This window comes from Klebsiella sp. 141198 (genome assembly GCF_050600785.1).
GTDB classification, from domain to species: Bacteria; Pseudomonadota; Gammaproteobacteria; order Enterobacterales; family Enterobacteriaceae; genus Klebsiella; species Klebsiella aerogenes.
This window is the reverse complement of sequence record NZ_JAQIRM010000003.1, coordinates 268,906-292,393: the sequence shown is the minus strand read 5'-3', so window position 1 is coordinate 292,393 and position 23,488 is coordinate 268,906. Positions and strand designations below refer to the sequence as shown.

20 protein-coding genes are annotated in these 23,488 nt (G+C 55.1%); 7 read left to right on the top strand and 13 right to left on the bottom strand.

Annotated features, from left to right (window positions below; translation table 11 throughout):
* Together PGR10_RS11285 and PGR10_RS11280 are read right to left on the bottom strand one after the other, a co-directional pair.
* Entirely contained in the window at window positions 1–1,281 is a 1,281-nt protein-coding gene (locus PGR10_RS11285; RefSeq protein WP_015369698.1) for an oligosaccharide MFS transporter, read from the bottom strand.
* Window positions 1,278–3,116 carry a DUF2264 domain-containing protein gene (locus PGR10_RS11280; protein ID WP_430923476.1) on the bottom strand — a complete coding sequence of 613 codons (1,839 nt, stop codon included), beginning with the start codon at window positions 3,114–3,116 and terminating at the stop codon, window positions 1,278–1,280. Before PGR10_RS11280 ends, PGR10_RS11285 begins: the two co-directional genes overlap by 4 nt.
* Before the next feature lie 229 nt (window positions 3,117–3,345).
* Between PGR10_RS11280 and PGR10_RS11275 the strand changes: the two genes are divergently transcribed.
* Window positions 3,346–4,200 (top strand): AraC family transcriptional regulator, encoded by an 855-nt coding sequence (locus PGR10_RS11275; RefSeq protein WP_015369696.1) that lies wholly within the window; start codon window positions 3,346–3,348, stop codon window positions 4,198–4,200.
* A 1-nt stretch (window position 4,201) separates the two neighbouring features.
* Here the strand turns inward: PGR10_RS11275 and PGR10_RS11270 are convergent, their stop codons facing one another.
* The 4 genes from PGR10_RS11270 to PGR10_RS11255 all read right to left on the bottom strand — a co-directional run bounded on the left by PGR10_RS11270 (window position 4,202) and on the right by PGR10_RS11255 (window position 7,796).
* Window positions 4,202–5,611 carry a purine-cytosine permease family protein gene (locus PGR10_RS11270; protein ID WP_047055790.1) on the bottom strand — a complete coding sequence of 470 codons (1,410 nt, stop codon included), beginning with the start codon at window positions 5,609–5,611 and terminating at the stop codon, window positions 4,202–4,204.
* Between the two features lie 344 nt (window positions 5,612–5,955).
* Entirely contained in the window at window positions 5,956–6,381 is a 426-nt protein-coding gene (locus tag PGR10_RS11265; protein WP_373431800.1) for a YidB family protein, read from the bottom strand.
* A 14-nt stretch (window positions 6,382–6,395) separates the two neighbouring features.
* A complete protein-coding gene (lysM, locus tag PGR10_RS11260) occupies window positions 6,396–6,845 on the bottom strand; it encodes a peptidoglycan-binding protein LysM (protein WP_015369692.1) in 450 nt (149 codons plus the stop codon).
* Window positions 6,846–6,899: 54 nt separating this feature from the next.
* The gene (locus PGR10_RS11255) at window positions 6,900–7,796 is read right to left on the bottom strand and encodes a LysR family transcriptional regulator (RefSeq protein WP_015369691.1); all 897 of its coding nucleotides are present in this window, start codon (window positions 7,794–7,796) and stop codon (window positions 6,900–6,902) included.
* A 98-nt stretch (window positions 7,797–7,894) separates the two neighbouring features.
* On the opposite strand from PGR10_RS11255, the gene PGR10_RS11250 reads away from it, so the two are divergent.
* Together PGR10_RS11250 and PGR10_RS11245 are read left to right on the top strand one after the other, a co-directional pair.
* The gene (locus PGR10_RS11250; protein ID WP_087859799.1) at window positions 7,895–8,497 is read left to right on the top strand and encodes a short chain dehydrogenase; all 603 of its coding nucleotides are present in this window, start codon (window positions 7,895–7,897) and stop codon (window positions 8,495–8,497) included.
* A gap of 549 nt (window positions 8,498–9,046) precedes the next feature.
* Window positions 9,047–10,450, top strand: coding sequence for a purine-cytosine permease family protein (locus PGR10_RS11245; protein ID WP_308957733.1), 1,404 nt, complete (start codon window positions 9,047–9,049; stop codon window positions 10,448–10,450).
* Between the two features lie 41 nt (window positions 10,451–10,491).
* Here the strand turns inward: PGR10_RS11245 and argE are convergent, their stop codons facing one another.
* From argE to PGR10_RS11220, 5 genes are all read right to left on the bottom strand, one after another.
* Complete coding sequence (gene argE, locus PGR10_RS11240) at window positions 10,492–11,640, bottom strand: acetylornithine deacetylase (protein WP_430923474.1); 1,149 nt, start codon at window positions 11,638–11,640, stop codon at window positions 10,492–10,494.
* Window positions 11,633–12,307, bottom strand: coding sequence for a DUF1028 domain-containing protein (locus tag PGR10_RS11235; RefSeq protein WP_015703481.1), 675 nt, complete (start codon window positions 12,305–12,307; stop codon window positions 11,633–11,635). The genes argE and PGR10_RS11235 overlap by 8 nt, the downstream gene beginning before the upstream one ends.
* Before the next feature lie 9 nt (window positions 12,308–12,316).
* Window positions 12,317–12,739 (bottom strand): RidA family protein, encoded by a 423-nt coding sequence (locus PGR10_RS11230; protein WP_087859803.1) that lies wholly within the window; start codon window positions 12,737–12,739, stop codon window positions 12,317–12,319.
* 28 nt (window positions 12,740–12,767) lie between these two features.
* Window positions 12,768–14,033 carry a flavin-containing monooxygenase gene (locus PGR10_RS11225; protein WP_015703482.1) on the bottom strand — a complete coding sequence of 422 codons (1,266 nt, stop codon included), beginning with the start codon at window positions 14,031–14,033 and terminating at the stop codon, window positions 12,768–12,770.
* Between the two features lie 311 nt (window positions 14,034–14,344).
* A complete protein-coding gene (locus tag PGR10_RS11220; RefSeq protein ID WP_015703484.1) occupies window positions 14,345–15,274 on the bottom strand; it encodes a LysR substrate-binding domain-containing protein in 930 nt (309 codons plus the stop codon).
* A gap of 630 nt (window positions 15,275–15,904) precedes the next feature.
* Between PGR10_RS11220 and PGR10_RS11215 the strand changes: the two genes are divergently transcribed.
* The 4 genes from PGR10_RS11215 to PGR10_RS11200 all read left to right on the top strand — a co-directional run bounded on the left by PGR10_RS11215 (window position 15,905) and on the right by PGR10_RS11200 (window position 20,126).
* Window positions 15,905–17,413 (top strand): aldehyde dehydrogenase, encoded by a 1,509-nt coding sequence (locus PGR10_RS11215; RefSeq protein WP_316424714.1) that lies wholly within the window; start codon window positions 15,905–15,907, stop codon window positions 17,411–17,413.
* Window positions 17,410–18,792 carry an aspartate aminotransferase family protein gene (locus PGR10_RS11210; protein WP_108684040.1) on the top strand — a complete coding sequence of 461 codons (1,383 nt, stop codon included), beginning with the start codon at window positions 17,410–17,412 and terminating at the stop codon, window positions 18,790–18,792. Before PGR10_RS11215 ends, PGR10_RS11210 begins: the two co-directional genes overlap by 4 nt.
* A 179-nt stretch (window positions 18,793–18,971) precedes the next feature.
* Entirely contained in the window at window positions 18,972–19,772 is an 801-nt protein-coding gene (locus PGR10_RS11205) for a hypothetical protein (RefSeq protein WP_430923473.1), read from the top strand.
* A 165-nt stretch (window positions 19,773–19,937) separates the two neighbouring features.
* Window positions 19,938–20,126 carry a hypothetical protein gene (locus tag PGR10_RS11200; RefSeq protein WP_047078357.1) on the top strand — a complete coding sequence of 63 codons (189 nt, stop codon included), beginning with the start codon at window positions 19,938–19,940 and terminating at the stop codon, window positions 20,124–20,126.
* Between the two features lie 166 nt (window positions 20,127–20,292).
* On the opposite strand, the gene PGR10_RS11195 is transcribed toward PGR10_RS11200, so the two are convergent.
* Together PGR10_RS11195 and gss are read right to left on the bottom strand one after the other, a co-directional pair.
* Window positions 20,293–21,474, bottom strand: coding sequence for a PLP-dependent aminotransferase family protein (locus PGR10_RS11195; protein ID WP_213793595.1), 1,182 nt, complete (start codon window positions 21,472–21,474; stop codon window positions 20,293–20,295).
* Window positions 21,475–21,570: 96 nt separating this feature from the next.
* A complete protein-coding gene (gene gss / locus PGR10_RS11190) occupies window positions 21,571–23,436 on the bottom strand; it encodes a bifunctional glutathionylspermidine amidase/synthase (RefSeq protein ID WP_271032112.1) in 1,866 nt (621 codons plus the stop codon).
* Window positions 23,437–23,488: the final 52 nt, after the last annotated feature.

Below are 23,488 nucleotides of genomic sequence, written 5' to 3'. Positions count from 1 at the left end.
TTAATGTTTGGCCGGTTCAACCGAGGCGGTATCTAAAGCCGGAGTAAAGGGTCGTGAGGCATCGCGCTTCGACTGGCAGCGCGATAGCGTAAAAGCGGAAATCAGCGTAAACGTCAGGGCGCAGCAGCCCATCAGCAGATAGGTATGCTCAAAGCCGATTTTGTCGTACAGGTAACCCGCCGGCGGCGCGACCACAATCGATCCGACATAAATCATCGCCTGGTAACCCAGCAGGTACATCGTGGCGTTAACCCGACGATGGAAGTGTTCGGCGATGTATTTGAAGACTGAAATCAGCAGCAGCGCGATCTCGACGCCGTAAAACGGTTTGATGATGGAGATGACTATCGGGTCGTTGGTCAGGCCGGAGGCAATCAGCCGCGCCCCCACCACGCAGCCGCAGAACAGCAGGCCGCGCTTGGCGCCATAATGGTTCACCAGCCACGGGATAAACATCATCATCACGAATTCCATCCCCGACTGGACGGTACTCAGATAGCCGTACCAGGCGTTCCCTTGCTCTTTGGTGGCGAAGAACGAGACGAAATAGCGCGGGAACTGCTGCTCGGCGATGAACATCATCCACGCGACTCCGGCGACGTAGAGGCTGAACATCCAGAATTTGCGATTTTTCAGCAGCATCAGCACATCGGCAAAGACTATCTTATTCGCGGAAATGACGTTGTTATTGCGCAGTTGCTCATCACCGATTTTGAGGCTAATCAGCACCAGCAGCATCAGTACCGAGGTGCCGCTGCTGAGCAAAAAGTTAGCCAGCGGCGTGAAGTTAAACAGCAGTCCGGAGACCGAAGCCGCCATCGCCCAGCCCAGCGAACCCCACATTCTGATGCGGCCGAACTCCAGTCCGTACAGGCGGCTAAAGCGGTCGGCGTAAGATTCGGAAGCCGCCACCCCGGCGTACCAGCCAAGGCTCAAATACAGCGCGCCGATGATAATCCCCAGCGTCGCGTGGCTTTGCAGCAGCGGCTGGTACACCAGCGCGAAGAACGGCGCCATCAGCGCGGAAATGGCGCAGACAAAATAGAGCAGCCACTTACTCATGCCGATTTTGTCCATGATGTAGCCGTACACCGGTTTCAGGACCACCGCGAAAACACCATTAATGGCGAACACGCTGCCGATGGTAATGCTATCGAGGCCTACCTTCTGGCTCAGCCACAGCGCGTACAGGCCAAAACTGGATGACCAGGTGAAGAAGTAGAGAAAAATAAAGGTACTCATTTTGTACTGCGCGGCGCGTACGGACGATGATGTGCTCATAGCGATGCCTCCGGGGCCAGAACGAGCGTCGTTTCTTGTCGTGCCGTCACGAAGCGTACCGCGTCATCGCTAATGAAGGCCTGTGGGCAGTGTTGCGGTTCGAAGTCGGCGGCATTCCCCGCCCATACCGCGCTTACCAGGCAATGCGTCCCCGCATCGAGCTCGCCGCGCAGCACCGGCACCGCCGCACGTTCGGCGAACAACAGATTGCTGTTCGGCGGAGTCAGCACCGTCTCGCCGCGGCGGGCGTGCGGATGTAAACAGAAAATCGCCGAGATATCGCGGGCGTTGCGTAAGCAGCAGGCGCCGTCACTCTCTTGCGCCTGCGGCAGCGGACGATTCGCCAGGCTAAAGCCGCCTTCCGCGCAATCCAGCGCGCGCTGGGTAGTTATGCGATGGACGCGCAGCTGCCAGTCGCCCCGCGCCAGTAGCCAGCTATCAATCACCACGTCGCGCCACGGCAGCCAGCGGCTGTAAATAGTGCCATCAGCGGTGACCACCTGCTCGCATTCGCGGCGGCCGCGCCAGTAGTTATCCTTTTCGGCCAGCAGCAGCATCGAATCGGGAGCGGCATGGTTCAACCCGTAGCGCCCCCGCTCAATGGTGAAACCAAAGCGGGTGGAGTAGGCAAATTTGCAGTATTTCGCCTCGGTATTAACGAAGTTGTTCAGCTCCAACTGGCCGGAAGTCAGCATCCACAGGTGATCGGCCTGATGTACCAGCACCTGATCCGCATGGGCTATTGTGTGCTGCGCGGGCAGCGGCGGCAGCGGCAGTTCAGCCGCCTGCCAGAAGGCGTCGCCCTCGCCTAACGCCAGCACCAGCATGGTTTTCAGCCCCCAGTACGGTGAACCCGGCGCGTTGTAATCTTCCGCCATCGCCAGGTTCGGGTAGCTGTAGCCAACGCTCAGTACGCCGTCGCGGTCGAACATCGGCTGCTTCAGCCACCAGCGCAGGTGGCGCAACACGATGCCTTTCATCACGCCCGGCGAAAAGACTTCCAGCCCGGCGAAGGCCGCCGCGCTCCAGAACGCCGCTTCGGCAAAGCGATAGGTCAGACTACGGCCGAACGGGATCGCCGCGCCGTCATCGGCAAAGAAATGGATGAAGTCAGAGGAGAAACGCGCGGCCCGCTGACGCAGATCCGCACAACGTCGCGGATCGACATCGGCCATCAGCTTCGCGTAAATCAGGCCATAGAAATGGAAACCCATCGAGATGTAGTAGTCGCGCGGTCGGCCCGGGCCATCCGAGTACCAGCCATCGCCGAGGTAGTAACGTTCCATGGCGGCGAAATGATCTTCCCGCGCCTGCGGATTGGTCGGCATACCGCAATAATGAAAGCCAACCTGCACCAGAATCGGAAAGAAGTGCCAGTTATTATCCGGGATATCCTGGGTCTCGCACTGCTTTAACCAGCGCCATAAGTTCTCTTTTTCCGCAGCAGTGAAGTGCGCCAGTACGGTTTCGCCCGCCAGCGCCAGCAATAATCCGTAAGCCGCCATCTCGACAATGCGTTGATCGTAAGGCGCGACTTCGCCCCAGTAATCGGCATGCTGCGGATTGGTGCCGTTTTTTATCGCCTGTAAATAGAAGGAGAAATACTGCGGCTCGCTGCCGCCAGCCAACAGCGGCGTCACACCCCACAGCAGGCGGGAAAAGGTTTCCATGCTCGCGACCTGCTGGCCGTAGTGAGCGGTGAAGTTCGCTAAATCAATGCGGCTGGCGTCGTTTTTAAAATAAGGCGCCACCGCGTTCAGCATTTCATTGACCAGCCGTAGCACCTCTTCCCGGCTTATCAGTGGGTTATCCAGATGAATGTTTTCAGGTTGCACAGGGTCCTCCCGCATAACACGAGGATAGAGGTAAGTTATTGTTATTAGGCTTTTATCAAGCCACGTGTGCGACGTCTGGATGAAGAGTAACCGCTTTTATTCCCGGCGCTGAGTGAGCGGACTCACAAAATTAAACCGCCATTTCATTTTTGCTGGATTTTGTCGACCGCGCGGAGGATAAATTGCAAATGATGGCGTAAAAATTTAAATCTGTTGTCCTGGAGGCAAAATGGGCGAAGCGCAACTGCTGGAACGTATTACGCTCGATCGGCAGGCCATTTCGTTTAATCGCATGTATACCACCAGCGTGCTTTACTACCACTGGCATCAATGCGTTGAATTGCTTTATATTTCCAGCGGCTACGGCATCGTGGTGGTGGATAACCAGCACTACACCGCCCGTCCTGGGCGATTATTTATCTTCCCGCCCTTCCGTTTGCACAAAGTGCAGGTCGATCATAGCGATAAAAATCCTTATCACCGCACCACCATGCACATTGAGCAGTCGGTCGTTGAGAGCGCGCTCAGCGCTTTCCCGCGCCATCAGGCCCAGTTCGCAGCGCTGGCCGCCAGCAATCTGCCGGCGCAAATTTACGACCTCAGCGAGCACGCGGCATTTATCGAAAGGATCCTTGAACAGTTTCAGCGTCTGGAGGATAACGAGCAGACCACCGCCTGCGAGGTGGCGTTTTTGATGATGCAGCTGATGACGTTTCTACCCGAGCAGCCGCAACGCTACCCGCCGCGCCAGCAGACCGTCGCCTCGCGGATTATGAACTGGATCGAAGCCCACTATGCCAGCAAGTTTTCTCTTGACCAGCTGGCTTGCGACCTCGGACTTTCGCGCAGCTACACCTCGCGGGTTTTTCGTCAGCAGACCGGCGGCAATATCCATGAATATTTGCTCACCCGGCGAATAAAACGCAGTTGCGATCTGCTACGTAATAGCGATGAGAGCATTGATGCCATCGCATTAGCGGTGGGATTTGGCGAGGTGACCTACTTCATTACCTGTTTTAAAAAGATGATGCGCCAGACGCCGCTGCAGTACCGTAAGGCCAGCCAGCGGCGCTCCGCTTTATAACTTAATCCATCGCCTGCTTGAGGCCAACCTGACGGCGACGCCAGGCGCTATCGCGGCTCGCCAGCCAATAGTACAGCGGCGAGGTTACCAGCAGGCCAACCAGCCAGGAGAGATCGGCGCCGTTAAACCACGCCGAGACCGGGCCGACGTACAGCGGGGTATTCATAAACGGGATCTGCACCAGGATGCCGATGGCGTAGGCCAGCAGCGCGTGCGGGTTGTAACGGCCATAGATACCGCCATCCACCTGAAATATCGAGTTAATATCGTAGTTGCCCTTGTGAATGGCGTAGAAATCGATCAGGTTAATCGCGGTCCACGGCACCAGCACCACCAGCAGGGCCAGGACCAGATCGATAAAGTGGCTGATAAAGTCCGCCGAGGCGAAGATCGCCGCCGCCACGCAGCAAATAAGCACGATGACCGACAGCAGCGCGCGGCTGCGGCTGCCGGGGATCCAGCGCCACAGAAAGGTTTGCACCAGGGTTATCACCGACATCACCGCGCCATACAGATTAAGCGCGTTATGGCTGATGACGCTCAGCAGGAACAGCACCAGCATCAACGGGCCTATCGCACCGGTCGCCAGCTTTACCGCATCCATGGTTTCCAGCCCCACCGGCGTTGCCAGCACCGCTACCGCGCCGAAAATAAACGACAGGCTGGAACCGAGCGTCGAGCCAAGGTAGGTGGTCCAGAACGTCGCGGCGACGGGCACATCCGCCGGCAGGTATCGCGAATAATCAGAAACATACGGGGCGAAGGCAATCTGCCACAGCGCCGCCAGCGACACGGTGGCCAGCCAGCCCGAGAAGGAAAAGCCGCCGCGGGTTAAGAAATCGGCGGTATGCAGATGAGTGAAGATGTAGCCAAAGCCGACCATAATGCCGATACCCAGCACCCAGGTGCCGATTCGGTTGAGAATATGAATACATCGGTAGCCGATAATGCCAATCACGCAGGATCCTACCGCACCGATCACAATCCCCACCGGTAGCGGAACCGCGGGGGCGATGCCGTGCAGCGACTGCCCAGCCAGCACGATGTTCGAGGCAAAGAAGCCGACGTACATCACCCCGGCGATCGCCACCACCAGCAGCGAACCAAAAGATCCAAACTGCGCGCGGCTCTGGATCATCTGCGGGATCCCCATCTGCGGCCCCTGCGCCGAGTGCAGCGCCATCAGCGCCCCGCCGACCAGATGGCCGACTAAAATCGCAGCGATCCCCCACAGCAGATTCAGGTGAAAGATCTGTACCCCCAGGGCGCCAGTAACGATCGGCAGCGGCGCGATGTTGCCGCCAAACCACAGGGTAAAGAGATCGCGGGTTTTACCGTGGCGATCTTCCGGCGGAATATAGCCAATAGTGTGCTTCTCAATAAGCGGCGGCGATGATTCTTTGGTCGGCATAGCATTCTCCAAAGTCAGGAACCATTAATAATGGTTGTGATGTGCAGGTGTTTTTATGTTTTGGAGATAATGCGCATTATTTAGCGAAAGGGTAAATTACTTTGTTTATGGCTACAGAAAATAAAAAAACTAATTAGCCCGGCAGGACGCCGATAAATATCATAAAAATTTATCATAACCGTTCCGGTAAGATTAAATAATGATATTTTCAACGCAGCGGTAAGTTGTCAATTAGTCATCCAGAATAAATAATCGCGAGGCGGTGAATTTATGGCGGATAATAAAATACGGGCCGTTATTCAGGCCCGTATTATGTGATAAGTTAAAACTCAAACGGCTAGCGCTTAACTAAAAAACTTACCTTTCAGTAGATTAAGCCCTGCGGAGACCAGGTCGCCCTGGGCCGGCGCTTCGCCCTGCGGCGACAGGCCATCGACGATTTTTGGCAGGTATTCCGCAATCAGCGATGAGGCGGTTTGCGAATCAACGCCCAGTTTGGCGCCGAGATCCTGCAGCGCAGGCGAGCCGAACACCGAGGTAATCTGATCGCTGTTCACCGACATATTACTCTGCTGACTAAGCCAGGACTCGACGATTTCACCTAAGCCGCCGCTGCGGAATTTTTCCAGAATCCCCTGGATACCGCCCTGCTGTTCAATCCAGGCCATGATCGCCTGAAGTTGTTCAGCCTTGCCAGCCTGCCCGCCAAGCACGCCGCCGATTTGATCTAATAATCCCATTACAGACTCCATCAAAACGTTGCTATTAATCCCTGATTCACGGCTTACTTCGCCGGGATAATCAGCACCTGCCCCGGATAGATCTTATCGGGATGCTTCAGCATCGGTTTATTGGCTTCAAAAATACGCTGATAGTCATTGGCGGAGCCATACATCGCTTTCGAGATGGCGCTGAGGGTATCACCGGATTTAACCGTATAGTAACGACTTTCCGCTCCGCTCTGCGTCACAGTAACGCTATCGTTGACCTGGCCAATCCCGGTTACGTTACCTACCGCGACCAGAATTTTTTCCTTATCTTCCTGTGAGCCGACGTCGCCCGTTACCGTCGCGGTACCATCGTCCGCTACGGCAATATTGACCTTTTCGGCACCAGGCAGGTTAAGACTATCAATATGTTTTTTCAGCTTGTCAGCCTGATCTTCCTTGCTGGAGCCGGAGACGGCATCCCAGATCTTCTCGCCCGCTTCTTTCACAAAACTTAATAATCCCATCTATCCATACCTCCATTACTGTTTCACGATGAATGCTTTCATCAGACACGATAATCATAGCTTATAAATACCGTTCACTTCCTTTAACAAATGTTCGACGAAGCGGGTAAGTTTCGGTAACGGGCGCAGATCCTGGCGCCACAGCAGGTGTATCGGCCTCGGTTCCGGGGTGTAATTTTGTAAAATACGCACCAGTCGGCCATTGGCTAAATCTTCCGCCAGCAGCACTTCCGGCTGCAATAACAGCCCGGCGCCGGCCACCGCCGCCATACGCAGCGCGTAGCCATCGTTGCAGCGCAGCACCGCGTCGCGCTTCCAGCGCACCTCTTCCGCAGCGCCCGGCAGCCGCCACTCGTTGCGCGCGGTCCACACCGTATGCGAAAGACACTGATGCCCGGCTAAATCAGCGGGGGTTTGCGGGGTGCCGTGGCGCGCCAGATAATCCGGCGCCGCGCAGATCGCCATACGATAGGGAGCGAGATATTTCGCTACCAGATCGGTACGCTGGATGTCGCCGATGCGAATCGCCAGATCGATTCCCTCATCTACCAGGTCCACCATGCGGTTCGTCAAATCAAGCTCGACGCGTACCTCCGGCCAGGCCTGCAGAAAGGAGGCGGTCAGCGGCGCGATAATGCTGGCGCCGAAAGAAACCGGCGCGCTCACCCGTAGCGTACCGGCAGGGGCCAGCCGTAGCCTTTCAACCGAACGCTCGGCATTCGCCACCTGCTCTAGTACCCGTCGGGCCTCGTCAAAATAGACTCGCCCGGCATCGGTCAGGCTTTGCCGACGGGTATTTCGCTCCAGCAGGCGGGTGCCGAGCTGGCCTTCAAGTAAGGCGATATATTTGCCGACCATCACCGCCGACATCTCAAGACGCGCCGCCGCGCCGGTGAAGCTACCGCACTCCACCACCGCGACAAACGTCTCCATTCCACGCAGCTTGTCCATATTACAAACCCCTGGTTAGCAATCATCTAACTTTTAGCCAGTTTATCCGACAATCGATTAATTAAAGAATAGAGGCTCACTTCACTGAGGAGTTTGCGATGAAAATTATCGTTATTGGCGCCAGCGGTACCGTTGGCCGCGCGGTTGCGGAAGAACTGAGCCGCCAACATGAGGTTATCCGCGTTGGCCGGACCCACGGCGACGAGCAGGTTGATATCACCTCGCAGCACAGCGTGCAGGCGCTGTTCGAGAAAATTGGCCCGGTCGATGCCATCGTCTCAGCAGCCGGTAGCTTATACTTTGGCCCGCTAAGCACGATGACCGACCGCGATTTTGACCAGGGACTGCAGGATAAACTGCTGGGGCAGATTCGTCTCGCCCTCACCGGCCAGCATTATCTTAACGATGGCGGTTCCATCACCCTGATCAGCGGCATCGTCGCCGATGAACCCATCGCTCAAGGGGTGAATGCCACCACCGTTAACGCCGGACTGGCTGGCTTCGTTCGCGCCGCCGCCTGTGAATTACCGCGCGGGATCCGCATTAACCTGATAAGCCCCACCGTGCTCAGTGAATCCGTCGAAGCCTATGACGGCTTTTTCCCCGGTTTCTCCAGCGTATCGGCCGCAGCGGTGGCGCAGGCCTACCGCCGCAGCGTCGAAGGGATCCAAAGCGGGCGGGTTTATAAAGTCGGTTATTAATTATTTTCGGGCAGGATGTCGCATTCCTGCCCTTATATTGATTATCTGTTGGTTATTGTGAAGCGCCTCGCATAACGCCCTTTTCCCTATTGTTTGTATGACTTTAGGTTACTCAATACGACAATTCTAATGTCATGATGTATCAGCTAATTATTTTATTTCCCCATTATTTTATGGGGTCAAACATCTATCTCATTAGACCATAATAAAAACAGTGAATTGTTATTTCTCCCTACGGTTCATCATTCTAATCCCTTCGCAATATGGCAGAGTTTTATCTGCCCGATAAAAAACCATCAGCGGGTTTGCCAGTAAAAAATTAAGCACGAAGCATAAAACTCTAAAAAAAACTAAACGCACAAATGCAGCGTTTTTCCAGCGCCGGGTAAAGCAGTTTTTTTATATCCAGCACCGATATTTTTTGTCATTTCGCAAATGATACAGAGTTGTAAAAATGGTGAATGAAATGTTGTGATGAGTAGATTAGCTGTACTCCTCATTGAAATATCACTCTTACGCTGATGAAGACCAAAATAATGAGAGAGCACCATGACAAAACATCAATCTGTTAATGTCGAGAATCTTGAAAGTAATACCATCAGACCTATCCCCTTAAATATGCGCCACGGCAAGCCAGGCGATCTTTTTACCATTTGGTTTGGCTCCAATATTATGCTGTTAACGGTCATCACCGGCGCGATGTCGGTGACGATTTTCCACCTTTCCTTTTTATGGTCAGTGATTGCGCTATTTATCGGCAGCCTGGTCGGCGGGCTCTTTATGGCGCTGCATTCGGCGCAGGGTCCAAAACTAGGGGTACCGCAAATGGTCCAGACCAAGGGGCAATTTGGCTCCTATGGTTCGGTACTGGTGGTCTCCATCGTCGTACTGATGTATATCGGCTTTACCGCCTCCAGTCTGGTGCTCGGCGGGCAGTCGATGCACGCGATTTATCAGCCGATGAACTCGGACATCGGGATTATCGTGGTCGGCGCGCTAAGCCTGTTCGCCACCATCTTTGGCTATAAGATCATCCACTCCTACGCGCGGATCATGTCGTGGATTTCCGGCATCGTACTGGCGGCAACCTTCGTGTGGATAGTCTTCATCCACGGCCTGCCGGGCGACTTTGTCGACCGCGGCGGCTTCAACATCGTCGGTTTCCTCGGCGCCGTCTCTATCGCCGCGCTCTGGCAGCTGGCCTATGCGCCGTATGTCTCTGACTATTCCCGCTATATGCCCTACAGCACCAACGATAAAAGCGTCTTTTACGCCAGCTATTTTGGCTGCATTCTCGGCTCCTATTTGCCGATGGTGCTCGGGGTACTGGTGGCGATTTGTATCGGTAATGACGATATTATTCAAGGGATTATGGATCTGACCGGCAGCATGGGGGCGATAGTGATTATCGTACTGGCGCTGGGGATCGCCGCCACCAACTCGATGATGCTGTACTGCGGCGTACTCTGTACCCTGACGCTCGGCCAGACCTTTATCGACGGCTGGTCGCCGATGGCGCGGGCACGCATTATCACCGCTATTTTGACCATGCTGCTGGAGATATTCCTCGCTATCTATGGCCAGGAAAATTTCCTGCTAATCTACACCAACTTTATTACCGTGCTGTTGTATGTGCTGGTGCCGTGGACGGCAATTAATCTGGTCGATTATTATTTAGTGGCCCATGGCGAATATCACGTTGAGTCTTTCTTTAAACGCGATGGCGGTATTTACGGCTACTTTAATGCAACGGCAATATCCTGCTATATCCTCGGTATTCTGGTCGAAGTACCGTTTATGTCGACCTCAATTTATACCGGGCCAATCGCCCTCTCCTTCGGCGGCGCAGATCTCTCCTGGATTATAGGTTTATTGGTGGTCTCACCGGTCTATTATTATTTCTCGAAAGCGAAGAGTGTTAAAAGCATGGCTTTTGCTAAAGAGAAGATTTAAAGCCCACAAGAAAGCGCGCCGCCTTTGCGGCGCGCCGGCGTTTAAGCTGACATCCAGCGGCAGAGGTTTTTCAACATCTGCGCGCACTTTTCCAACTGCGCCTCGCTAACAAATTCATCCGCCTTATGCCCCTGCTCCATACTCCCCGGACCACAAACAAGCGTGGCCACGCCGGCCTCATCAAACAATCCGCCTTCGGTGCCAAAAGCAACCGTTGAAAAATCCTCGCATTCGGCCCACTGCGCCAGCCAGCCGGCGAACGCCGAATGCGGGTCGCTCAGCAGGCCGGGATACTGGCTGAGCGGTTGAAAGGTAATAGCCGATCCCGCCGCCTTCGCGCGCATTTTTGGCAACAACTCGCCTTCGGCATACGCCTGCAGCGAGGCCAGGGTGTCATCGACCGACACATCCGGTAAATGGCGAATTTCAAAATCGAACTGACAGTGCTGCGGTACAATATTCAACGCCGCGCCGCCCTTAATCACCCCCACCTGCAGGGTGCTGAAAGGCGGATCGAAACGCGAATCCTTGCGAAGCGCAAGCTGCTCGCCCAGCTCGTCCAGGCGGCCAATCAGCTTTGCCGCCCAGGCAATCGCATTCACGCCATCAGGCGCATAAGCGGAGTGGCAAGCGTGGCCGTGAACATCGCAGCGCATCGCCAGCTTCCCCTTGTGACCATTGACCGGGCGCATCTCCGTCGGCTCGCCGATGATGCACATCGCCGGTTTCTCTGCCGACGCCTGCAGATGGGCGACCAGGCTGCGTACGCCAAGACATCCCACCTCTTCATCGTAGGAAAAAGCCAGGTGCAGCGGCATGCGTAGCGGTTGGGCGAGAAAATCAGGAATGGCGGCCAGTACACAGGCGAGGAAGCCTTTCATATCGGCGCTACCGCGGCCGTAGCAGCGGCCATCGCGTTGCGTGAGGGCAAAAGGGGGAACCGTCCATGGCTGGCCGTCAACCGGCACCACGTCGGTGTGGCCGGACAGCATAACGCCGCCGGGCCCCGCAGGGCCCAGTCGTGCATAGAGATTAGCTTTTCTCCCTTCCGCATCATAAAAGCGCTGCGTTTCGATTGCGAAGCCGTGGAGATAATCGGCAATATCGTCGATCATCGCCAGGTTCGATTCGCGGCTGGTGGTGTCAAACGCCAGCAGCCGCGCCAGAATATCCTGTAATCGACTATTCATCGCCGGGTACTCCGTAACTGGGAGCCTCCCGCGGATCGAGCGCGCGCGTCACGTAAGCCTGCATTTGCGGTTCATAGGCCTGCCACAGCGCCGCCAGCTCGCCAATCGGGTCCGTTTCACTCCAGTCAACGCGCAGATCCACCAGCGGCCAGGAGTAATCATCCACCACCTTTACCGCCGCCGAATGGACCGGCCCGGCCTCGCCGCCCTCTGCTACACCGGCCTGCAGCGCGGCAACCAGTCGCGTCGCCAGCTCGCCTTCGGTTTGCGAAAACGTTGCCGCCATCGCGGCAATCACCGCTTCAGATGCCAGCATATTACCGCCGGCGATACAGTTATCGCCCTGCACAACATGCCAGGTCCCCAGCGTTTTATCGCCGCTGAACCACGCGGTCTGGCCGCTGGCGTCGATGGCGATAATCTGCCGATAGCGGCTAAAATCATCTTCCGCCAGCGCCCGGCGCATCGCTTTCTCCGCCGTCAGCCCCTGCTCCATCTGCGCCAGAGTGAGTTGCCCCAGCGCCGGTAAGGTAATGTTCTGGCTCGATACCGCCCCTACCCCCGCCTGCAGCCACGGGCAGCGGGCGCCGACGGCAATGCTTGAAGAGCTGATCGCGATACCAAACTGCCCGCTTTCCGGGCAGCGTGCGGCAATCGAAAATGTCATTCTGCCTCCTTATTTCGCCACGTCATCAGGGATGACGGCGATAACATCGATTTCCATTAGCCACTGCGGCTGCGCCAGCGCGGAAATCACCAGCCCGGTGGAGATCGGGAACACGCCTTTTAGCCATTTTCCTACCTCCTGATAGACCGGTTCGCGATAGCGCGGATCGATAATATAGGTGGTGGTTTTGACGATATGCGACAGATCGCTACCCGCCTCTTCCAGTAGCTGTTTGACGTTTTTCATCGCCTGTTCCGCCTGCGCTCTAGGGTCGCCAAGGCCCACCAGATTGCCGGCAAAATCCGTCCCTACCTGGCCGCGAACGTAGACGGTATTACCGGCGCGCACCGCCTGACATAAATCATTGTCCAGCGTCTGATTAGGGTAAGTCTCTTTGGTATTGAACATCCGAATACGAGTATGGGTCGGCATAATGGTTATCCTGTTCAGTAAGTCATGATTAACGCTGGCTGGCGTCTTTGTACTGGCTATATTTACGGCGGGTAGCGATATGGTCGGCGATATGCTTCGCGTCGTGCCAGACGCCCCAGATAAAGGTTGATCCCCGGCGCGATAACCACGGCAGGCCGAGGAAGTAGACTCCCGGTTCGCTGGAGACGCCGCGCTGATGCTGAGGACGGCCCTGTTCGTTGAAAGCGTTGACGTTGAGCCAACTGTAGTCCACCGCATAGCCGGTGGCCCAGATAATGGTGTTAATCCCCGCCTGCGCCAGATCGAGCGACAGGATCGGCGACGTCATGCAGTCCGGGTCCGCTAAGAATTGCCGTGCGGCGGGCTCTTCCGGTAAATCCAGGCCATTGGCGGCGATGTAAGCATCGGCGGCATCCAGCAGCGCCAGGTAGTTTTCATCGCCGAGGCGAATATTTTCGACGAGATTATTTTTAAAGGAGACGGTGCCCCCAGCGAAGGATTCGGTGAGACCAACCAACGTGATACCGCGATGCGCCAGCTCGCGGAAATCAACCGTGTGGCCGCCGTGCGCGCCGCTAACCGCGATGGTAACGTGCTCTTTACCGGGTTCGCTGGCCGGCGCATCCCACAGGCCTAATACCCCCAGCCACCAGCAGAAATCCCGGTTACGATAGGCGCGCGGCGGGCGATCATGGGCGCCGACCGACAGATAAACCTTGCGGCCCGCGCGCTGCAGTTCATCGGCGATTTGCACGCCGGACGAGCCCGCGCCCACCACCAGCACCGCACCTTCCGGCAGTTGCTGCGGGTTGTAATATTTCGCCGAATGAATTTGATGGATGGCGCTGTCGCGCGGGGCGATCGGCGGAATAACCGGCTTCTGGAACGGCCCGGTCGCCGCGACAATATTCAGCGCTTCAATCACGCCGTCGGTGGTTTCAATGGTAAACCCCGGACGACCGTGGTTACGCACCGCGCTTTTGACTTCCACGCCGGTACGGACCGGAAGATTAAACTCGCGCACATAATCGACAAAGTATTGCGCAACATCATCCTTGGCAATAAAGGCATCGGGGTCGCCGCCTTTAAACTCCATGCCCGGAAAACGGTCATGCCACGCCGGGCCGTTCGCCACCAGCGAATCCCAGCGGCCGGTACGCCATGCTTCGGCAATGCGATTCTTTTCCACGACCAGATGCGAAATACCCTGTTTGCTCAGGTGCTCGCTCATAGCGATCCCGGCCTGCCCCCCGCCAACAACCAGCGTCTCGATTTGTATTTTTTCTACGGTCATATATGTGTCCTTCGGATGATGTTCTGCTCATGACCGAGGTTAATAAACCGTTATACACAGGTAAATTATTATAAATTTAGTACCTGAGAATAAAATAATGATGCAGCGGTCTCCCCCTGCCTTCAGGCCATTTCCGCCACGCGAATACGCAGTATTTATTTTTCAGGCATGAGATTTTGAAAGGAAAAACAACCATGACTTTCGAGGCTCATAAAAATATCGTCAGAGCTTCGTTTTTTTATAGGCAATAAAACGCAGAAAATACTACATGAATATATTTACCCGCGCTAATGGCGGGTAAATTTGCTCATTCAGGCGACTTTCACTTCTTGCTGCGGTGGGCTCAACACCGCATTGCGGCAATATTCCATAAACAGTTTGGTGGGTTTAGTCGGTTCACTACTGCGCAGGTGCGCCATTACCAGCGCCGAATTCGCCATCTCATCTTGAATTTCCACACAGCGAACCTGCTGGCCGTCATAGGTCATGTCATTCACCGGACGCGTTACCAGCACCGAGAAGCCCAGCCCTTGGCCGACCATGCAGCGCACCATCTCAATCGACGGCGAACTGTAGGCCACCTGCGGGTTGTAGCCCTTATCTTTGAAAATGCTGATGAAGTAGTTTTTGCTCGGCACCACATCCAACAGGATCATTGGCAGATTGCTCAGCTCCGACAGCCGCACGGCGTGCCGCTGGGCCAGCGGATGGTCTGCCGGTAACAACGCATAGGGCTTCTGCGGCGCGTTGAGGCTCTCGGTATAAATCGAGGTATCCAGTTCGAGGTCATAGAGAAAAGCCAAATCAAAACGCCCGCGGTGCAGGCCGTGAGCAATCTCGTGCTGCTCGCCGTCGTAAATTTTAATGGTGATTTCCGGATAAATTTTCTTAAACCCGGCCATCAACGATGGCATATACAGCGGCGCGGCGGTCTCGAAACAGCCGATGGAAATAATCCCGGAGACCAGCTCATTATCGGCCTTCGAGTTTTGCTCGAATTGATAAGAGAGCCGCAGCAGTTCTTTGGCTTTTTCATAAAAACGCTGCCCGCTCGGGGTCATTGATACCCCCTGGGCGTGGTGGCGAATAAAAAACTGCTGCTCAAACATATCTTCCAGCGTCTTCACGGCAATGGAAATTGACGGCTGCGCGATATGCAGCTGGCGTGAGGCTTCAGCAATACTTTCCGCCTCGACGACGGCAACAAAGTATTTGAGCTGTTTCAGGGTGAAATGGGGCATGTGATACCTTATTTTTTATCATCAAGGAGGCAGGCTGGTTAGCTTTAAACGATGAATACCCTGGCCTGCAACCCTCTGCCGTGAAAAAGATCAACAATCCGACAGCGATCAGATTTTTACAGAAAATTAACAGATACCTGGCGAAAAAATTGCGAGCGCCGGAGGATTGTACTTCGGCCAGTATAAGCAGGATGAGAAAAAACAAGGCATATAACTACCTTATATTACAACGTATTAATTATGCTTACGCTCACTAAAACGCGCTGGTGAGGTCGAACGTTTCATCGTTATTCATTTTGCCTTAACTAGTATTTATGTTCTCAATATTTTTATTTGAGAATATTTAATATTGCCAAAACCCACCGGGCCCCTTCGTTATAGAAAACGGACCGCAAATAAAAACTCTTTGCATTACAGCTTATTGAAAAATTGCACCTCCCCGATTTTTGAACGCCATCACAACGCACGACCTCCCGTCCTCGATCACAGAAAATCGCCAATCCTGACTAACAACGATTTTTATAGAGGTAGCCTCAATTTTTAGTCCTTTCTCGCCGCATTGGCCTCCTGCATCATGAACTCAAAGAAACAAATAAATAACAATTACGCAACATGCGAAGGAGAAGGTTCATGTCTGATAGAAACTTTTGGCAGCGCAGGCTGCAGGAGCAGCGCTTTATCAGCCACGCCATTATCGATGGTCAACCGTACGTCGCGAAAAGCCGTAAAGTCTGCCCCGCCATTAATCCAGCCAGCAATACGCTGCTGGCGGAAGTCACCTCGCTGCAGGCGGAAGATATCGATATTGCCGTCGCCTCCGCGCGCCGCGCGTTTACTTCCGGCGTCTGGTCGGGGCTGGCGCCGCAGGAGCGTAAACGCGCGCTGCTGCGCCTCTCGGCGCTGATCCTTCAACATCGCGAAGAGCTGGCGCTGCTGGAGAGCGTCAGCATGGGGAAACCGGTCAACGATGCGCTGAACATTGATGTACCCGGCGCCGCGCACATCCTCAGCTGGTATGCAGAAAGCGTAGATAAACTCTACGATGAGGTGGCTCCCGCCAGGCCCGGTGCGCTGGCGACCATTACCCGCCAGCCCATCGGCGTGGTTGCTGCCATCGTGCCGTGGAATTTCCCGCTCGACCTCGCCTCCTGGAAGTTGGGTCCGGCGCTGGCCGCCGGCAATAGCGTGATCCTCAAACCTTCGGAAAACTCGCCGTTTAGCGCCCTGCGTCTGGGCGAACTGGCGCTGGAGGCCGGTATTCCGCCAGGCGTGCTTAACGTGGTGACCGGGCTGGGAACCGAAACCGGGAGCGCGCTGGGACTGCATCACGATATCGATGTCATCGCCTTCACCGGCTCAACCGCCGTCGGCAAAGCCTTTATGGCCTATTCGGCCCAGTCCAATCTGAAACAAGTATGGCTGGAGTGCGGCGGCAAGAGCGCCAATATCATCTTCGCCGACTGCCAGGATCTCGACCTGGCCGCTGAAAAAGCAGCTTTCGGTATTTGTTTTAATCAGGGCGAAGTCTGCTCTGCCAACTCTCGCCTGCTGGTTGAGCGCCCGATTTACGCGGCCTTCATTGCCAAACTACAGGAAAGAATGCAGGCCTGGGCTCCGGCGCATCCGCTCGAGCCGCAAACCCGCATGGGAGCGATGGTCAGCGCCGCGCATGCCGAAAAAGTGATGGCGGCTATCCGCCGCGCGCAAGACGAGGGCGCAACGCTGCTTACCGGCGGTCGTACGGTGGAAATAGACGGCGTCGCCAACTACGTTCAGCCAACGCTGCTGACCAACGTGAACGAAGAGATGGCGCTGTGGAAAGAGGAGATCTTCGGCCCGGTGCTGGCCGTTTGCGCCTTCGATAGCGAGCAGGAGGCGGTTCATCTGGCGAATAACCATATCTATGCGCTGGCCGCCTCGCTATGGACCGACAATCTGCACCGCGCCCATCGCGTCGCCGCGCAGCTGACCGCCGGAACAATCTCGGTAAATACCGTCGATGCGCTGGACGTCACCGTTCCCTTTGGCGGCAACAAGCAGTCGGGCTTTGGCCGCGATCTGTCTCTACATGCCTTTGATAAATTCACCAGCCTCAAAACCACCTGGTTTCAGTTTCAGCAGACAGGAGAGACGAAATGACTAATCCAAGCAATCAGAACCGTTCGACGTCCGATTACCAACATTCAGATGCGGCTCACCATATTCACGCCTTCCTGGATCAAAAAGCGCTGAACGCCGAAGGGGCGCGCGTCATGGTACGCGGCGAAGGACTTTACCTGTGGGACAACGACGGGAATAAATACCTCGATGGAATGTCCGGCCTGTGGTGTACCCAGCTGGGCTACAGCCGCCAGGATCTGGCGGACGCCGCCGCGGCGCAGTTTGCCAAACTGCCCTATTACAATATGTTCTTCCACACGACCCACCCGGCGGTGATTGAGCTTTCCGAGCTACTGTTCAGCCTGCTGCCGCCGCACTACAGCCACGCTATCTACACCAACTCCGGCTCGGAATCGAATGAGGTACTGATTCGCACCGTTCGTCGCTACTGGCAGATCCTGGGTAAGCCGGAGAAAAAGGTGATGATTGGCCGCTGGAACGGCTATCACGGCTCCACGCTGGCGGCAAGCGGGCTCGGCGGCATGAAGTTCATGCATGAAATGGGCGGCGTGATCCCGGACGTTGCCCACATCGACGAACCCTACTGGTTTATGCACGGCGGCAACCTGACGCCACAGGAGTTCGGCCTGCGCTGCGCCCGCCAGCTGGAAGAGAAGATCCTTGAGCTGGGCGCGGAAAACGTCGCCGGTTTTATCGCCGAGCCGTTCCAGGGCGCCGGCGGTATGATCTTCCCGCCGGAAAGCTACTGGCCGGAAATCCAACGTATCTGCCGGCAATATGACGTGCTGCTGTGCGCCGATGAGGTGATTGGCGGCTTTGGCCGTACCGGCGAGTGGTTTGCGCATCAGTACTTTGGTTTTGAACCGGATACGCTGTCGATTGCCAAGGGGCTAACCTCCGGTTACGTACCAATGGGCGGGCTGGTACTGAGCAAACGCATGGCGGAAGTGCTGGTGGAAAAAGGCGGCGTTTTCCCACACGGCCTGACCTATTCCGGCCACCCGGTGGCGGCCGCGGTGGCGATTGCCAACCTGAAAGCCTTACGCGATGAAAACCACGTTACCCGAGTTCGTACCGATAGCGGCCCCTATCTGCAAAAAACGCTGCGCGAAGTGTTTGAAAATCATCCGCTCATTGGCGAGGTGCAGGGAGCCGGGCTGGTGGCTGCCCTGCAGTTTGCTGAAGATAAAGCCACTCGCAAACGCTTTGCCAACGAGAACGAACTGGCCTGGCGCTGTCGCACCATCGGCTTTGAAGAAGGGGTGATTATTCGCTCGACGCTGGGGCGCATGATCATGGCGCCGGCGCTGATTGCCGGACATAGCGAACTCGATGAACTGGTTGAAAAAACCAAGCGCGCCGTTGACCGCACCGCGAAAGAGATTGGCCTGCTATAAATATTATTACGTACCCTCTTTCATAAATAACCCGCTATATGCGGGTTATTTATGAAGTTTCGAATAATTAACTAGTGCCGGCGGTGAAATGCAAAATTAAATATATCGGCGATATTAGCGATGAATATCGTCGTGTACAGTAGTTTGTTGTATTTGATTTTTTGAAATTGTGAATTTTTATGCTTATTAAATATCTCCCGGTATGCGCACTGTGTATCGGTCTGCTGCCAGGCGCGCTCTTTGCCAAGACGGAGGAAGTTAAAACCAACGCCGAGAAATCGGCGGATGACCCGACTAAAGTGACCACCAAATTCGGCGTGACGTGGTCAGATAACTACGATCTGGACGACAGCAATCTCGCATTTTCCGGCTCGCTGGCCTTTGACGAAGCGCGGAAACTCAATGTGCGTATTAATAGCGACGCCACGGAATGGCGCGTCGGCGGTTCATGGCTATTTCCCATTGGTATTTTTAACTTTAACTTTGGGAAAAATGTTTATCCCGATGACTCCTCACAAACCAACTATTCTATCGGCACGTTCCTGCCGCTCAGTTATTTTGGCTTTGAACCAGCAGGCTTCCAAATATTCCCGATGGCCGGTTATACCTATAATACCGGCGACCATATGGCCTGTAATAAGGATCAACATAGCGCCTGTTCGCAGTCGGGTTTTAACGGCATGCCGTCGCCGGAGAACGGTTTTGAATCGACGAATATCTCCGGCAGCAGCGGCTATCTCGGCGCATTTGTCCTGAAACCACTGAGCGCCGATCTGCGCCTGTTAGGTTTCGCCGGGGGAGCGTATGGCTCGAAAAACGAGGATGGCGATAACTATAAAGGTTATTTCGCCGGGGTCGGCGTGGGATATAACCTGACCGAGCACAACTCGGTGAAATTTATGACCTACGTGCAGGATAACAACACCTATCTCAATGAAGCCGAAAAGCGCTTCCTGTTCTCCTGGCAGTATCAGCTTTAAGACGGTGAGCGGGGGCATCTGGCCTCCGCTTCTGCATACGCTCCCACTCTGGTTACGATTGCGCAAAGACAGGCTTTCTGGTGATGTGTAAAGTAGCAAAAAAATGTTGATCTGATACGAACAAGCTTTTATTTTGCTGCTAGTTTTCAAACTGAGATGAAACTGATGCCTACTATTATCGCCAGTAGTATGAAAGAAGCTAAAGAACTTGTTAATGCCAGAAAGTACCGGGAAATAGTACTGAACTTCGATGTTGACGCTGATGATTTTTTCACCCTTGCAACAGCGCAGCATGACACCAAAATCACCATTGCAAACAAAAATAGCCACTCACCGGTTACATTAGAAAAATAATAAAACCCCTGAGGAAATTTTTATGTTGTTGTTTATTGGCACTATTGCTGTCGCTTTTCTCTCTTCTCTGATGCTTATCTGGCTTGACGATCGCATCGCCGAGCAGGAGTAATCCCTCCCCCGATTTAAAGCTCTCCGCACCGGTCATCGGTGCGGAGACAAAAGATTACAGCGATTTAGCCAGACGTTCGACGGCGGTCAGCAGACCGGCTTCAGAAACCGTCGAATAGGAAAGACGCAGGGTGCGAGTATCCGGATTATCGTTGTAGAACGCTTCGCCAGGTACGTAAACCACGCCGTTTTCCAGCGTCTTATTCAACCACGCCATGGTATCGAACGGATAGCGGAAGCGGGCCCACAGGAACATTCCCCCTTCCGGGCGGCTAAACTCAAGATGCTCGCCAAGACGGCTTTCCAGTGCCTCGGCCAGCGCCACGCACTTCTTGCGGTAGTCTTCGCGGATCAGGGCGATCTGATTGTTCAGGCGATTCATTCCCAGATACTCAGCGGTGATAACCTGAGAGAGCATATTAGTATGCAGATCCGCCGCCTGCTTCACGATCACCGCCTGGTGCGCCAGCCATTCCGGCATCACGATCCAGCCAATACGCATTCCCGGCGCGAGGATCTTGGAGAACGTGGAGGTGTACACCACCCGATCCTCACAGCCTTGTTCGATCGCATGTTGATACAGCGGACGCCGCACTTTATCGGTGAAGCTGATTTCGCCGTAGGGATCGTCTTCGATGATCACAAAATCATGTTGCTTCGCTAGCGCCACCAGCCGCTGGCGACGATCGTCGCTGAGGGTTTTACCGCCAGGGTTGCCAAATGTCGGCACCAGATAGACCGCTTTAACCTTAGTGGTTTCCAGCAGATCGGCCAGTTGTTCAACCAGCATGCCGTTATCGTCGGTATCGACGCTCAGGATATTCGCCTGCGCCAGCTGGAATACCTGCAGCGCGGCAAGGTAGGTCGGACGTTCAACGACGACCGCATCGCCCGGATCGAGCAGCGTGCGGGCGACGATATCCAGCGATTGCTGCGAACCGGAGGTGATATACACCTGGCTTGCCGAGCAGGCCACGCCGCGCGACTGGCAGATTTCGCTCACCGCCTGGCGCAGCGGCGGATAACCTTCGGTAAGGCCGTACTGGAACGCATCATTAAAACGTTCACTCATCACCTTTTGCACCGCGAGGTTGAGACCTTCGGTATCAAACAGTTCCGGAGCCGGAATACCGCCGCCAAGCGAAATGACGCCAGGCAGTTTACTGTGTTTGAGAAGTTCGCGGACGGCGGAGGGCTTAAGTTCACCCGCGCGGGCGGCGAGGCGCCGATCGTGCATATGCTTTTCCTTTTCTGTCTTGTTGTTGTGTTAGTTGTACGTTGAAGCTTTGCAGGTGCCGGGCAGCGATGCTAGCCGCTGCCCGGTTTGCGGCCGTTACTCGTTGTCTTTCAGTACGACTAACGGCTCAATATCGCTCTCTTTCTTCACCACCAGCGAATCATCGCCGCGCAGGCAGGTTCCGCCATAGTTGCCGCCCACCGTAAAGGTGCACACCTGGATGTACTTGCCGTCAACCTTCGGCAGACACCACAGCTGCTGGTAAATATTTTTGCGATCGACAAATTGCCCGCTGGTCTGATCCAATACCTCATCGTGCGGGCTTATCAGATCGATGTTATTACCGCAGCGCCCGGAGATCGGTTTGACCGCATAACCGGTTTTCGCCAGCTCGTCATTGACCACAAAATCGGTATCCAGCAGATAACGATGATGCGGGAACAGCGACCACAGCACCGGCAGAATCGCCTTGTTGCCGGGTATAACCGTCCACAGCGGTTCGAATACCAATACTTCAGGGCGCAGCAAGACGTCAATCAGGCGCACCTCATTTTGCGGATGACCGGTACGAATCGGCACCGCCGCATACTCTTCGGCGCTGACTTCACGCACCTGCTCGATGGCGGTTTCCCATGCCCAGGTCTTCCACACGCAGTTAACCAGGCGGCCATCGCCGTCGATAAGCTGTCCGGCAGCATCCCAGCGCAGCTCATCAAGACCGAAGAGAATTTTGCTCTCAAAGCCCGCCTCGGTTAGCGAACGCTGAATAAACTGGGCGTGGTAGTTCTCTTCAAGATCCTTATCCTGCATGATATGCACGAACGGCCGCGCGCGGCTGTGTTTCCACGCCCCCGCCAGCTCCTCCAGCAGATTTTCCGCCGGATTATGGCCGGTACCGCGATAGCCCTGTTTCAGCCACTGTTCGAGGATCAATCCACCTTCCGTATGGCAAGAGGCAGAGTCGGCGTTGTATTCGTACACCTTCAGCCCGCGCTCGTCCATGCAGAAATCCATGCGCCCGGTAATCATATGATGTCGGCGGCGCTGCCACGAGAGGCGCAGGCGCGGCCAAAGGATTTTCGGAATATCGAACAGCGCCAGCAGGTTGTCATCCTTCATCACCTTATCAGTGGCGTGCAGATACATCAGGTGCAGTTCGTTAGTCGCTTTAATCAGCTCCTGTTCGGCGCTCTCGCTGATGGTGAAGTACTGGTAGGGATCCTGATTGATGAAATGACCGTTGGCTTCAACATAGGCCTTTTGCAGCGCGTCTTTCTCATTGAGCCAGTTACCGCGGAACTGGCCCTTATTCGGCAGCCGCGCGCCGCTGATTTTCATCTCCTCGCCCGGCAGCACCGGCTGCGGCAGGCTGTGCTCGGTATCGGCGGTCTGGATCATCCAGCCTAAAATTTCGGTATCGGTAAAGGTATCTTTGATGGTGTAGACGCCGTCTTTCACTTCCAGCGTCAGCTCGCGGGTCCACTGCTGGCCCTGCGGCAGCGGCGCGTGAATGACGTTTTGCTCGGCGATACGGACCTTATTCCCTACCAGTTGCGTAATCACCGCCACGTGGCCGGTATGTTTAAACTCGCCGCCTTTCTGCCAGATTAGCAGCGAGCCGGCGATCGGCGGACGACGCGAGCCGTTGGCGAAGGCCTGCAGGGGAAGAATGTTGTCATTCACCACTTCGCGCAGAAAGCGCAGCGAGAAGATTTCATAAGCCATACCGACATCGGTAAAGACAAAGCCGTAGGTGAGGAATAAAAAGCGCCGCGCGAACTCTACGCACTGCCATTTATGCCCCATATACTCATTGCCGATATAGCTGCGGAAAGCGGCGTCATCCGGATAATCTTGTGGATTTAAGCTACTGTAATTCGAAGAATAAATTGCCACGCCGCCCGGCGCGTAGCCTAAAAGCGTGCCGAAAGGGGCGTCAATACTGGTCGATCCTTTACTCATTTAGCCTGACCTCAAATTAATGCAGCCCGGGCAGTTGGCGGAACAAAACTCC